Annotated in this window: 8 protein-coding genes; 3 read left to right on the forward strand and 5 right to left on the reverse strand. The window is 70.0% G+C overall.

The window, feature by feature from the left end; translation table 11 throughout:
* Positions 1-669: 669 nt before the first annotated feature.
* Positions 670-7,047, forward strand: a complete 6,378-nt coding sequence (locus ACPPVW_RS06730) for a beta strand repeat-containing protein (protein ID WP_426625742.1) — start codon at positions 670-672, stop codon at positions 7,045-7,047.
* 55 nt (positions 7,048-7,102) lie between these two features.
* On the opposite strand, the gene ACPPVW_RS06735 is transcribed toward ACPPVW_RS06730, so the two are convergent.
* Positions 7,103-8,047 carry a hypothetical protein gene (locus ACPPVW_RS06735; RefSeq protein WP_426625743.1) on the reverse strand — a complete coding sequence of 315 codons (945 nt, stop codon included), beginning with the start codon at positions 8,045-8,047 and terminating at the stop codon, positions 7,103-7,105.
* 151 nt (positions 8,048-8,198) lie between these two features.
* On the opposite strand from ACPPVW_RS06735, the gene ACPPVW_RS06740 reads away from it, so the two are divergent.
* Entirely contained in the window at positions 8,199-9,191 is a 993-nt protein-coding gene (locus ACPPVW_RS06740) for an aldo/keto reductase (RefSeq protein WP_426625744.1), read from the forward strand.
* A 109-nt stretch (positions 9,192-9,300) separates the two neighbouring features.
* Here the strand turns inward: ACPPVW_RS06740 and ACPPVW_RS06745 are convergent, their stop codons facing one another.
* From ACPPVW_RS06745 to ACPPVW_RS06760, 4 genes are all read right to left on the reverse strand, one after another.
* Positions 9,301-10,131 carry a hypothetical protein gene (locus ACPPVW_RS06745; RefSeq protein ID WP_426625745.1) on the reverse strand — a complete coding sequence of 277 codons (831 nt, stop codon included), beginning with the start codon at positions 10,129-10,131 and terminating at the stop codon, positions 9,301-9,303.
* Positions 10,132-10,142: 11 nt separating this feature from the next.
* The gene (locus ACPPVW_RS06750; RefSeq protein WP_426625746.1) at positions 10,143-11,570 is read right to left on the reverse strand and encodes a glutamate decarboxylase; all 1,428 of its coding nucleotides are present in this window, start codon (positions 11,568-11,570) and stop codon (positions 10,143-10,145) included.
* Positions 11,571-11,599: 29 nt separating this feature from the next.
* A complete protein-coding gene (locus tag ACPPVW_RS06755) occupies positions 11,600-11,986 on the reverse strand; it encodes an META domain-containing protein (RefSeq protein WP_426625747.1) in 387 nt (128 codons plus the stop codon).
* A gap of 117 nt (positions 11,987-12,103) precedes the next feature.
* Positions 12,104-12,838: an esterase/lipase family protein gene (locus ACPPVW_RS06760; RefSeq protein ID WP_426625748.1), complete on the reverse strand. Its 735-nt coding sequence runs from the start codon at positions 12,836-12,838 to the stop codon at positions 12,104-12,106.
* 63 nt (positions 12,839-12,901) lie between these two features.
* Between ACPPVW_RS06760 and ACPPVW_RS06765 the strand changes: the two genes are divergently transcribed.
* Positions 12,902-13,081 (forward strand): hypothetical protein, encoded by a 180-nt coding sequence (locus tag ACPPVW_RS06765; RefSeq protein ID WP_426625749.1) that lies wholly within the window; start codon positions 12,902-12,904, stop codon positions 13,079-13,081.
* The last annotated feature ends 22 nt before the right edge of the window (positions 13,082-13,103 follow it).

Raw genomic sequence — 13,103 nt, forward strand, 5'->3', positions numbered from 1 at the left:
TTCACCCTCTGGTTCCCCCTCGTGGTCTCCGGCACGTTAGCGTGCGACCCCAGACGAGAGCGGGCACCGTCCAGCCATGCCGTAGCCTGCTGGAATCGTAAATATCAGCTGATCAAGCGAATATTTCGCAAAACGAACCCCGACGCGGGAACAGCGTGGACATGCGTTTCCGCCAGACAGAAGCCGCGGCTCCTTCACACGCCGCTTCACCTCATGTCCACCGACTCGGCGCGAGAGCGACCACGTCCGTTGCGCGAACGGTGGAGTCGACGCCGGAGTACGAGGAGGCCGCCGTGCGCGCGGCACAGATCATGGGCCTCCGCGCCGCCGGCGCGATCATCGACGACATCGGTGCGCCGGCTGCCGAAGGCGGCTGGCGGAGGCGTGACCGTCGCGTCCGGCCGCGCGCGGAACCTATTAGGGTGAAGGCCTTGGTGAAGGCCTTGGTGAAGTGCCTGCTGGCCGAGTGCCGACGAGTTCGTCAGCGCTCCTGCGCAGCCCAGGAAATACAAGGGTTTTTGGTCTCACCGTCGACAAACGGTCCCGTCGCGGCACGAATGCTTGCCTCCGTTCCACCGTCATCATCAATGCCATCAACGTCGAGCCGGGGGCAACAGAGCCATGTCACGTACCGAACCACGAATCCATCGCGGGACGAGAGGCGAGCCCATGCTCCCCCGCCCCGTCCGCGCAGGGCGGCTCCGCTCCAGGCTCCGCGGCGGTGTCGCCGCGGCCCTTTCCACGCTCCTGGGCGTCTCGAGCCTCGTCGCCGTGTCGGTGGCCCTCCCCGCGGCGCCCGCGTCGTCGGCCGTCGTCTGTCCCGCTGAGAACGTCTACCTCAACACTGCGGGCCCGAACACGCTGAGGGAGGTGGCGGCGGACGGTACCGTGGTCTCGTCCGTGAACCTGCTGCGGAGCTACGGAGACATCGGTTTCAGCTCCGATGGAACGCACCTGTACGCCGCGTATGCCCTCGCCGCTTCGACCCTGGTCGAGATCGACCGGACCACCGGCGCCGAGCTGAGTTCTGTGACCATCACCCCGTCGAGCGGCCCAGCGCTCGGTAACCCGGTCGCGCTGTCGCCCACACGCGACGGCGGCATGCTCATCGGCTTCAACGGCAACTCGAACGTGTACTCGGTGGATGTGACGACGGGCGTGGCCACGCCTATCGCGTCCTATCCGGCCGGCTTCTTCCCAACGGGCGATTTCATTCAGCTGGCGGACGGCGACACCCTGATGTCGGGGAGCGCCTCCTCGGGCGTGGGCGTCCCGACCACGCTGTTCCGCCTTCACCCGGACGGCACGACGACGGCCATCGGCACGGTCCCCACGTCATACGGGCTGACGCAGGCGGAGAGCGTGGTCTACACGGGCGGACCCGACCAGACGTTCCGCTCGGTCGACTCGCTCCCGACGGCGTCGTCGACCGCCGCGCTGCCCACGACGGCCATCGCGAGCATGGGCGCGGCGATCTTCGGCATGACGTCGATCCAGGATCCGGGCTGCGGCCCGTACTTCAAGCAGGTGAAGACGTCCGACCAGACAACGTACAACGTCGGCGACACCGTCACCTACACCGTCACCGCCACGAACTCCCGCGCTTACACGGGCACGGCCGACCTCGCGGACGCGCTCCCCTCGACCGTCTCGCCGACGAACGTCACCTGCACCACGACGGCCCCCGGCACGTGTTCGGGCGGGTTCACCGGGCAGAACGTGACGGGCACGACGACGATCCCACCAGGCGGGACGACGGTCTTCACCATCACCGCTACCGCCGTGGCCGGTGGACTCGCCACCAATACAGCGACGATCACACCGACCGACCCCGGCTGTCAGGACGGCTCCTGCGGTGGCGGCGACGCCTCCACGCCCCCCATCAACGTGATCCCACCGCAGATCGGCTCGCTGAGCATCGTCACGCACGCCATCCCGGGCGACCAGAACGGCGACGGCTCGGTGGAGGTGGGCGAGACCATCTCCTACACGTTCGACGTCACGAACACAGGCAACGTCCCCCTGACGAATGTGTCCGTCGTCGACGGCCTCAGCGGCTCGGTGACCTGCCCCACCACGCCGCTCGCACCCGGGGCGACCATGACCTGCACCGGCGACAACCCGCACACCGTCACCCAGGCCGACCTGATCGCCGGCCAGGTCTCGAACACCGGCACGGCGAACGGCACGCCACCCGCAGGCGTCCCGCCCGTCACGCCCGCGACGAGCACGGCGACCACCCCGGTCGCCGGCAGCGCGGCCGGCTCCATCTCACTGGTCACGACAGCGATCCCGGGCGACGAGAACAGCAACGGAGTCGTCGACCCCGGCGAGACCATCTCGTACACCTTCCAGGTCACGAACACCGGCACAGTGACCCTGAACAACGTGACCGTCGCCGACCAGCTCAGCGGCTCGGTGACCTGCCCCACCACGCCGCTCGCACCCGGGGCGACCTTGACCTGCACCGGCGACAACCCGCACACCGTCACCCAAGCCGACCTCATCGCCGGCGACGTGATCAACACGGGTACCGCGAACGCCACACCGCCTGCGGGCGTCCCGCCCGTCACGCCCGCGACGAGCACGGCGACCACCCCGGTCGCCGGCAGCGCGGTCGGCTCCATCTCGCTGGTGACCACCGCTGTCCCCGGCGACGAGAACAGCAACGGAGTCGTCGACCCCGGCGAGACCATCTCGTACACCTTCCAGGTCACGAACACCGGCACAGTGACCCTGAACAACGTGACCGTCGCCGACCAGCTCAGCGGCTCGGTGACCTGCCCCACCGGCCCGCTCGCACCGGGCGCGACGATCACCTGCACCGGCGACAACCCACACACCGTCACGGAGGCCGACCTCATCGCCGGCGACGTGGTCAACACGGGTACCGCGAACGCCACACCGCCCGCGGGCGTCCCCGCCGTCACACCCGCGACCAGCACGGCGACCACACCGGTCGCCGGCCCCGCGGCCGGAGCGCTGTCGATCGTGACCAACGCGATCCCGGGCGACGAGAACGGCAACGGAGTCGTCGACCCCGGCGAGACCATCTCGTACACGTTCACGGTCACCAACACCGGTAATGTGACGGTGACGAACCTGTCGGTCGTGGACGGCCTGAGCGGTTCGGTCACCTGTCCCACAGCCCCGCTCGCACCGGGTGCGACCGTGACCTGCACCGGCGACAACCCGCACACCGTCACAGAGGCCGACATCCGCACCGGGCTCGTGAGCAACACCGGCACGGCTGACGGCACGACCCCTGCGGGAGTTCCGCCGCTCACCCCGGTCAGCAGCACCGCCACAACACCGACCGCCGCCGCGGCCGGCTCCATCTCACTGGTCACGACAGCGATCCCGGGCGACGAGAACAGCAACGGAGTCGTCGACCCCGGCGAGACCATCTCGTACACCTTCCAGGTCACGAACACCGGCACAGTGACCCTGAACAACGTGACCGTCGCCGACCAGCTCAGCGGCTCGGTGACCTGCCCCACCACGCCGCTCGCACCCGGGGCGACCTTGACCTGCACCGGCGACAACCCGCACACCGTCACCCAAGCCGACCTCATCGCCGGCGACGTGATCAACACGGGTACCGCGAACGCCACACCGCCTGCGGGCGTCCCGCCCGTCACGCCCGCGACGAGCACGGCGACCACCCCGGTCGCCGGCAGCGCGGTCGGCTCCATCTCGCTGGTGACCACCGCTGTCCCCGGCGACGAGAACAGCAACGGAGTCGTCGACCCCGGCGAGACCATCTCGTACACCTTCCAGGTCACGAACACCGGCACAGTGACCCTGAACAACGTGACCGTCGCCGACCAGCTCAGCGGCTCGGTGACCTGCCCCACCGGCCCGCTCGCACCGGGCGCGACGATCACCTGCACCGGCGACAACCCACACACCGTCACGGAGGCCGACCTCATCGCCGGCGACGTGGTCAACACGGGTACCGCGAACGCCACACCGCCCGCGGGCGTCCCCGCCGTCACACCCGCGACCAGCACGGCGACCACACCGGTCGCCGGCCCCGCGGCCGGAGCGCTGTCGATCGTGACCAACGCGATCCCGGGCGACGAGAACGGCAACGGAGTCGTCGACCCCGGCGAGACCATCTCGTACACGTTCGAGGTCACCAACACCGGTAATGTGACGGTGACGAACCTGTCGGTCGTGGACGGCCTGAGCGGTTCGGTCACCTGTCCCACAGCCCCGCTCGCACCGGGTGCGACCGTGACCTGCACCGGCGACAACCCGCACACCGTCACAGAGGCCGACATCCTCACCGGGCTCGTGAACAACACCGGCACGGCTGACGGCACGACCCCTGCGGGAGTTCCGCCGCTCACCCCGGTCAGCAGCACCGCCACAACACCGACCGCCGCCGCGGCCGGCTCCATCTCACTGGTCACGACAGCGATCCCGGGCGACGAGAACGGCAACGGAGTCGTCGACCTCGGCGAGACCATCTCGTACACGTTCGAGGTCACCAACACCGGTAATGTGACGGTGACGAACCTGTCGGTCGTGGACGGCCTGAGCGGTTCGGTCACCTGTCCCACAGCCCCGCTCGCACCGGGTGCGACCGTGACCTGCACCGGCGACAACCCGCACACCGTCACAGAGGCCGACATCCTCACCGGGCTCGTGAGCAACACCGGCACGGCTGACGGCACGACCCCTGCGGGAGTTCCGCCGCTCACCCCGGTCAGCAGCACCGCGACGACGCCGACCGCCGCCGCGGTCGCCGCCCTGAGCATCGTCACCACGGCCGTTCCCGGCGACGAGAACGGCGACGGATCGGTCGACGTAGGCGAGACCATCTCCTACACCTTCACCGTCACCAACACCGGAACCGTCACCATCACGGATCCGACCGTCACCGACCAGCTCAGCGGCTCGGTCACCTGCCCCACCGGCCCGCTCGCACCGGGCGCGACGATCACCTGCACCGGCGACAACCCGCACACCGCCACCGACGCGGACATCGTGGCCGGACAGGTCTCCAACACGGGAACCGCCGACGGCACCACTCCAGTGGGAGTCACCCCGATCGTCCCGCCGACGAGCACCGTCACAACACCGACCGTCGTCGCGGCCGCCGCCCTGAGCATCGTCACCACGGCCATTCCCGGCGACGAGAACGGCGACGGATCGGTCGACGTGGGCGAGACCATCTCCTACACCTTCACCGTCACCAACACCGGAACCGTCACCATCACGGATCCGACCGTCACCGACCAGCTCAGCGGCTCGGTCACCTGCCCCACCGGCCCGCTCGCACCGGGCGCGACGATCACCTGCACCGGCGACAACCCGCACACCGCCACCGACGCGGACATCGTGGCCGGACAGGTCTCCAACACGGGAACCGCCGACGGCACCACTCCAGTGGGAGTCACCCCGATCGTCCCGCCGACGAGCACCGTCACAACACCGACCGTCGTCGCGGCCGCCGCCCTGAGCATCGTCACCACGGCCATTCCCGGCGACGAGAACGGCGACGGATCGGTCGACGTGGGCGAGACCATCTCCTACACCTTCACCGTCACCAACACCGGAACCGTCACCATCACGGATCCGACCGTCACCGACCAGCTCAGCGGCTCGGTCACCTGCCCCACCGGCCCGCTCGCACCGGGCGCGACGATCACCTGCACCGGCGACAACCCGCACACCGCCACCGACGCGGACATCGTGGCCGGACAGGTCTCCAACACGGGAACCGCCGACGGCACCACTCCAGTGGGAGTCACCCCGATCTTCCCGCCGACGAGCACCGTCACAACACCGACCGTCGTCGCGACGTCGTCGCTCGACATCGTCACCACGGCCGTTCCCGGCGACGAGAACGGCGACGGATCGGTCGATGTCGGCGAGACCATCTCCTACACCTTCACCGTCACCAACACCGGAACCGTGACACTGACCGACGTCACCGTCACCGACCAGCTCAGCGGCTCGGTCACCTGCCCCACCGGCCCGCTCGCACCGGGCGCGACGATCACCTGCACCGGCGACAACCCGCACACCGTCACGGAGGCCGACCTCATCACCGGCGACGTGGCCAACACCGGAACCGCCGATGCCACGACACCGCCCGGGGCGCCCGGGCTCACGCCGCCGAGCAGCTCGGTGACCACTCCGGTAGCCGGCACCGTTCTCGGCGCGCTCGACATCGTCACCACGGCGGTGCCCGGCGACGAGAACGGCGACGGATCGGTCGACGTGGGCGAGACCATCTCCTACACCTTCACCGTCACCAACACCGGAACCGTCACCATCACGGATCCGACCGTCACCGACCAGCTCAGCGGCTCGGTCACCTGCCCCACCGGCCCGCTCGCACCGGGCGCGACGATCACCTGCACCGGCGACAACCCGTACACCGTGACCGAGGCGGACATCGTGAACGGCCACGTGCCCAACACGGGCACCGCGGATGGGACGACCCCTCCCGGCGTCACGCCGATCACGCCGGCGAGCAGCACGGTCAGCACGCCGACCGCCGCGGCCAACGGCTCGCTGAACCTGGTCACCACCGCGGTCCCGGGTGACGAGAACGGCAACGGCAAGGTCGACGCCGGCGAGACCATCTCCTACACGTTCACCGTCACTAACACCGGCAACGTCACCCTGACCGACGTCACGGTCACCGACCAGCTCAGCGGCTCGGTCACCTGCCCCACCGGTCCGCTGGCGCCAGGGGAGAGCATCGTCTGCCACGGCGACAACGCTCACGTGGTGACGGACGCCGAGGCCCTCCTCGGCACGGTGGTCAACACCGCCACCGCGAACGCGACTCCGCCTGCCGGCGTCGACCCGGTGAGCCCTGCCACCAGCACGGTCACCACAGTGGTCGCCGGCCCGGTCGACACCGTCCCCAATCCGGGCGGTCCGAGTGGGCCGGACGGCTCGCTGGCGGACACCGGTGGCAGCCCGGTGACCGGCCCCGCCTGGTGGGCACTGCTCGCCGCCGCGGCGCTGGCCTCCCTCTCGGGTGCGGCGCTCCTCCGCCGCCGTCGCCGCCAGCTCCGCTGATCGATTCGTCCCGATCCGTCGTCACCCCCTGTGGGGGGCGGCGGGTCGGGACGAGTCATTTCGGGGAGGCGGCGTCCCACCAGTGGAGGACGCGCAGGGCGCGCAAGGTGATCCAGCGGCTGCTCATACCCTCGTTCTCGCCGAAGTCGTTCCACGTCGGGCCCTCGTGCCGGTTCTCCAGGTTCCAGCGGCCGTCGGCATCGGCCTTCGCTCGCAGCACCTCCACGGCCTCCTGCAGCCTGCGATCGCGCCGGTCCACGCTGCGGAAGTGCTCCAGCCCGCGCAGGATGTCATGGAACCAGCGCACCGGGTTGCTCAGCATCGTCATCCGCAGGTCGGCGATGCCTCCGGTGCTCAGCCGGCGGAAGAGCCCGCGCGCCAGGAGGTACTCCTCGCCCGAACGCAGCGCCTCCGCGGCCGCGGCGTCGGCAGCTCCGGCGGCCTGCCACGCCGCCAGTCCCTCCACCGCGCAGATCGTCGAGTGGAAGGACGACACCCGTGCGCCGTACGCGGCCCAGCAGTTCCACGCGCCGTCGTCGAGTCGGTCGCCGGCCAGCGTGGAGGCGACGCGCGAGCCGTCCTGGCCGAAGTAAGCTGCGGCCACGAGCACCATCCCGTTGATGCAAGGCTCGACCTCCCCGTCGAAGTACGGTTCGCCGCCGTGGTCCCAGCGCACGTGATCGCGCACGTGGGACACGGCCTCCAGAGCACGCGGATGCTTCGGGTCGACGCCGAAGGCGATGAGCTGCTGGAGGACGAAATGAGTCGCGGTCCACGCGTCGAAGAACGGGCGGTCCTCCTGCGCCCAGCCGGGGCGGTAGACACCGCTGTCCCAGTTGCCGTCCGGACCCTGCAGATCGAGCAGATGCGCGCCCCAGCCTTCGGTCGCGACGCGGTCGCGCTCAGCGGCGACGGTCTCATCGGACGCGCCGGCGAGGTCACGCAGCACCTGCCAGCGGATACTCGGATCGGAGTCGAGGAGCCACGTGTTGGTGTCCATGGCAGGAATGGTACTCAGGTCAGCCGACGTCAGGCGCGGCGGCCCGGCGAGGAGGGAACACCCACGGCCCGGGCGCCGCCTACGCGATCCGGCCTCCCGTCGCCCCGCTCATGCCGACGGTAGTGCCGGGTCGCGCTCTACGCTGGTCCCCATGCCCTCTGATTACGTCGCCGACTCCGCCCGTTACGACTCGATGCCCTACCGCCGCGCCGGACGCAGCGGGCTGCAGCTGCCTCCGCTGTCGCTCGGCCTGTGGCAGAACTTCGGCACCGCCCGCTCCTACGACACCCAGCGCGCGATCGTGCTGCGGGCGTTCGACCTGGGCGTGACGCACTTCGACCTCGCCAACAACTACGGGCCGCCGCCCGGAGCCGCCGAGGAGTTCTTCGGCCGGATCCTCGCCACCGACCTCCGCGCCTACCGTGACGAGATCGTTGTGTCGACGAAGGCCGGCTACCTGATGTGGCCCGGTCCCTACGGCGATTTCGGCTCGCGCAAGTACCTGCTGTCGTCGCTCGACCAGAGCCTCAAGCGGCTCGGGCTCGACTATGTCGACGTGTTCTACCACCACCGTCCCGACCCGCAGACCCCGCTCGAGGAGTCGATGGGCGCGCTGGCGACGTCCGTCGCCCAGGGCAAGACGCTCTACACCGGAGTCTCCAACTACGACCCGGCGCAGACCGAGGCGGCCGCCGCGCTGCTCGCGGCCTCCGGGACGCCGTTGCTGCTGCACCAGCCGCGCTACTCGATGTTCGACCGACACGTGGAGGACGGCACGCTGGAGGCCGTCGAGCGCGTGGGCGCTTCGGCGATCGTGTTCTCGCCGCTCGCCCAGGGCATGCTCACCGACCGCTACCTGAACGGCGTGCCGGAGGGCTCCCGTGCGGTCACGAGCTTGTTCCTCCATGAGTCGGACCTGACGGAGGACGTGCTCGCGAAGGCGCGCGCGCTGAACGAGATCGCGGCCGGACGCGGGCAGAGCCTCGCGCAGCTGGCGCTGCAGTGGGTGCTCCGGGAGCCGGTCGTCGTGTCCGCGATCATCGGCGCGAGCAGCGTTGCCCAGCTGGAGCAGAACCTGGGTGCGCTGCACGCCGCCCCGCTCACGCAGGACGAGCTGGCCGCCATCGACCGCGCCCTCGCGTAGTCGAACGAGTTGGCAGGACACGCCGCGACGCACGTTGACGAGACGGCGTGTTCTGCCAACTCGTTCGTCGTGGGTCGCGCTCCTGGAGGCTCGGGTTCGCGGCGGGGTACTACTTCGAGGAGGTCGCCGCGCGCTGACGTTCCGGTCGCGCCCGTGCGGTCGGAACGAGACCGAGGACCGCAGCCGCCAGGAAGCAGAGGGCGCCGCCGACCGTCCCGACTCCGCTCCAGAACGGGCTCAGGAGGGCGTCCGTCCCCGGCAGCTCGAAGGCGCCGATGGCCGCGACGCCGAACAGTACCGAGCCGGTCAGGTTGAGCCAGGCCGCCACGGAGTCCTCGGTCGCAGGCTCTGCCCTCGGTCGCAGGCTCCCTCGGCGCTGGGGTCGCAGGATCGCTTCGCGCTCCTCTTGAGCTCCACCGCGCGGCGCTGGGGTCGCGGCATCGCTCCGCGCTGCCTCTGAGCTCCACCGCGCGCTCCGCGCTGCCTCTGAGCTCCACCGCGCGCTCCGCGCTGCCTCTGAGCTCCACCGCGCGCGGTCAGCACGCTGCCGCGCGAGCGCGACCACCGCGAGAACGCTCGACACGAGGAAGCAGATCGAGCCGTAGACGTCCGGGCGCCAGCCGGTCCCTCCCGCCGCTCCCGCCGGCACCGCGGCGGCGAGCGCGAGCGAGGTGCTCACGTTGAAGAACAGCGTTCCGACGAACTGGATGAGCGACGAGCTGCGGTTCGGGAGGCCGAGCGCCAGCCCAGCGCCCGCCGTGAAGAAGATCGAGCCGGTCACGAACACGACGTTCGTGGCGATCGCCCCGATCGCCACGGCGATCGACGGCAGGGCGGCGAGCGCGAAGCACACGGACCCCACGGCGAAGGAGGCGTCGGAGAGCAGAACCCTGTTCCGACCCCAGGCGCCTCCGTCGCCGTTCACGGGTCGTCCGCTCACGGGCCGTCCACTCAGTGCGCGAAGTGCGACTTGGTGCGTGCCGACTTGGTCGCCTTCGCGCCCGCCTCTGTCGCCGGTCCCGCGATCCGTGCCTGCTCGTCGAGCTCGGCGCAGACGGCGCGGACATCGCGCACGAGGTCGTCCGCCAGGTCGGCGCTGAAGCCGTCGCGGACGACCACCCGCAGCACGGCGACGTCGGTCGCGTCGGCGGGCATCGTGTACGCCGGCACCTGCCAGCCGCGGGCGCGCAGCTCGTGCGACACCTGGAAGACGGTGTAGGCAGTGCCCTCCTTCAGAGCGAAGGCGAGCACCGGGATGGCGGAGCCGTCGGTGATGATCTCGATGGCCGGATCGTCGGTGAGACCCTTCGAGATCAGCAGGGCGGTCTCGCGCAGCGCCTCCATGATCGCGGTGAAGCCCGCCCGGCCCAGCCGCACGAAGTTGTAGTACTGGCCTATGATCTGGTTGCCCGGACGCGAGAAGTTCAGCGTGAACGTCGGCATGTCTCCGCCGAGGTAGTTCACCCGGAAGACGAGCTCCTCCGGCAGCTGTTCGGCCGACCTCCACACCACGAAACCGATCCCCGGATAGGTGAGGCCGTACTTGTGCCCGCTGACGTTTATCGAGACCACGCGCGGGAGGCGGAAGTCCCACTCCAGGTCGGAGTGCAGGAACGGCACCACGAAGCCGCCGCTCGCGGCGTCCACGTGCACCGGCACGTCCGGGCCGCCCGAGGCGGCGAGGGCGTCGAGGGCCGCGCAGATCTCCGCGATCGGCTCCAGCTCGCCGGTGTAAGTCGTTCCCAGGATGCCGACGACGCCGATGGTGTTCTCGTCCACCGCGTCGACGACCTGCTCCGGCGTGATGACGTAACGTCCTTTCGCGACCGGGAGGTAGCGGGGCTCGACCTCGAAGTAGCGGCAGAACTTCTCCCACACCACCTGCACGTTCGAGCCGAGCACCAGGTTGGGGACGCCTCCCGCCTCCGTGCCACCTGTCGCTCCCGAGCGGCGCATACGCCACCGCCATTTGAGCGCAAGGCCCGCCAGCATGACCGCCTCGCTCGATCCGATGGTCGCGGCCCCCGTCGGCTCCCCCGGCTCGGCGTTGAAGAGGCCGGACACGATCGAGACGCAGCGGCGCTCCATCGCGGCGGTCGCCGGGTACTCGTCCTTGTCGATCATGTTCTTGTCGAACGCCTCGGCCATCAGGACCTCGGCCTCGGGGTCCATCCACGTCGTGACGAATGTCGCCAAGTTGAGCCGCGAGCTGCCGTCGAGCAGCAGTTCGTCGCGGATCAACCGGTACGTGGACCCCGGGTCGGTCGCCTCGTCGGGCAGGACATCCGGCGGGCTCTTACGCGAGAGGCGCCCGGTGTAGGCGGGGGCGAGGGGGGTGTCCCCGATCGCCGATACGATGTCTGGCTCGAGCCGCGCCATGTGCGCGCCCCCCTTCCGATCCCCTCGGATCACTTCTTGTCGAGTTTTCCGATCTGGTTTCCGCTGATGTCGTAGACGACCATGGTGTTGCCTTTGGCGGTTCCGGTGACGGCCTTGCCCAGCCACTCGTCGACGCCGGTGCACGCGATCATGGTGCTGGCGATGGGCCCGAACGTGATGCTGTCGCCGTCGATCGAACCGCGACCGGTGAGCCGGTTGCAGCCGTCGGTGCCCGAGAAGGCGCCGTCGTTCTCGATCGTGAGGTTCGGCTGTTTCTCGGCGGTCGACCCCCAGGTTCCGACGAGGGCTGCGCCGCTCGGCGTGCCCGCGCAGCCCGACAGAAGGCCCACGACGACCGCAGCGGCGGCGCAGGCGCCGAGGAGGCCGACGGGCGCCCTCCGGATCGTTCGCGTCATGGTCGCCCTCCCCGTCCGCGGCCCGCCGCGGGGCGGCCCGGCCTTCACGAGGCTGAGGATAGCGGTGCGCGGCGATGCGCAAAAGGGTTCGTCACCCACAGATCACCCGTTGGTGGGTCACATGTCGGTGAGGTCGTCCACCAGCGCGAGCACGCGCGGGCTGCCCAGGATGCGGAAATGGCCTCCGACCGGGACCTCGATATTGAGCGCGCCAGGCAGCGCGCAGCCACTCGGAATGTGCGGGTCGTACCAGCCCCAGATCGAGACGATGCGCGAGACGTCCGCGTCGGTGGCCGCCAGCCAAGCGAAGTCCGGTCCGTCGGGCCGCAGCGCACGAACGGCGGGGATCGGAACCCAGTCGGCCAGCGTAGACCCCGAGAACGGCGTCGAGATCGCGACGACGCGCCGGATGCGGGCGGCGACCTCCGGCCGGCCGAGGAGCACACGCGCCACCAGGCCGCCCTTGCTGTGGGCCACGATCGTCACGTCGCCGAGGTGGTTGTCGAGCAGATGGCGCTGCACATGGTCGGCAGCCTCCTCCAGCGACATCCGGTTGTCGCCGAGGGCCGCGACCACGTGCACGGGGTGCCCGGCGGCGTGGAGGCGGCGGGCCAGCGGGTGCAGGAACCGCCACGTCTCGTAGATCCCCGGCAGCAGGACGACGGGCTCTCCTGCGCCGCTCTCGTCGACGAGCGAGTCGGGCTCCCCGCGGTCGAACGCCGCGCGCAGCTGGTGCCGGAGGGCGAACTCCCAGTCGGCCAGGAGCACACCGATCCTGCGCAGCGGATGGAGGCCGCGCACGCGGGCTGCGCGCTGCTGCGCTGTTCGTTGCTGCGCTGTTCGCTGCTCCACCAGCACAGCATCGCGCGTGCGGGCGCTCTTGCCAAGCCATAGGGCGAGGTGGATAGTTGCGGCATGGGCGACGTGATCGCATTCATCCTGTGCTTCCTGCTCTTCCTGGTGGGGCTCTTCCTCCTCGGCTTGGCCGACACCCTGCCGGCTTGGGAAGGGCTGGTCTTCTTCGCCGGGATCGTGTGCGTCGCGCTCTCATTCGGCATTCCGGTGCACGTGCTGGGCCATTCGGAGCACCTGTAACCCGCCCGCGTTGAGGGGCGTC

The sequence above is a fragment of the Leifsonia sp. McL0607 genome (genome assembly GCF_049993355.1).
Lineage (GTDB): Bacteria > Actinomycetota > Actinomycetes > Actinomycetales > Microbacteriaceae > Leifsonia.

What these genes read in the sequence shown, in the direction of transcription:
- ACPPVW_RS06730 (WP_426625742.1), top strand. Translation starts at nt 670, where the DNA reads ATGCTCCCCCGCCCCGTCCGCGCAGGGCGGCTCCGCTCCAGGCTCCGC.
- ACPPVW_RS06735 (WP_426625743.1), bottom strand. Translation starts at nt 8,047, where the DNA reads ATGGACACCAACACGTGGCTCCTCGACTCCGATCCGAGTATCCGCTGG.
- ACPPVW_RS06740 (WP_426625744.1), top strand. Translation starts at nt 8,199, where the DNA reads ATGCCCTCTGATTACGTCGCCGACTCCGCCCGTTACGACTCGATGCCC.
- ACPPVW_RS06750 (WP_426625746.1), bottom strand. Translation starts at nt 11,570, where the DNA reads ATGGCGCGGCTCGAGCCAGACATCGTATCGGCGATCGGGGACACCCCC.
- ACPPVW_RS06755 (WP_426625747.1), bottom strand. Translation starts at nt 11,986, where the DNA reads ATGACGCGAACGATCCGGAGGGCGCCCGTCGGCCTCCTCGGCGCCTGC.
- ACPPVW_RS06765 (WP_426625749.1), top strand. Translation starts at nt 12,902, where the DNA reads ATGGGCGACGTGATCGCATTCATCCTGTGCTTCCTGCTCTTCCTGGTG.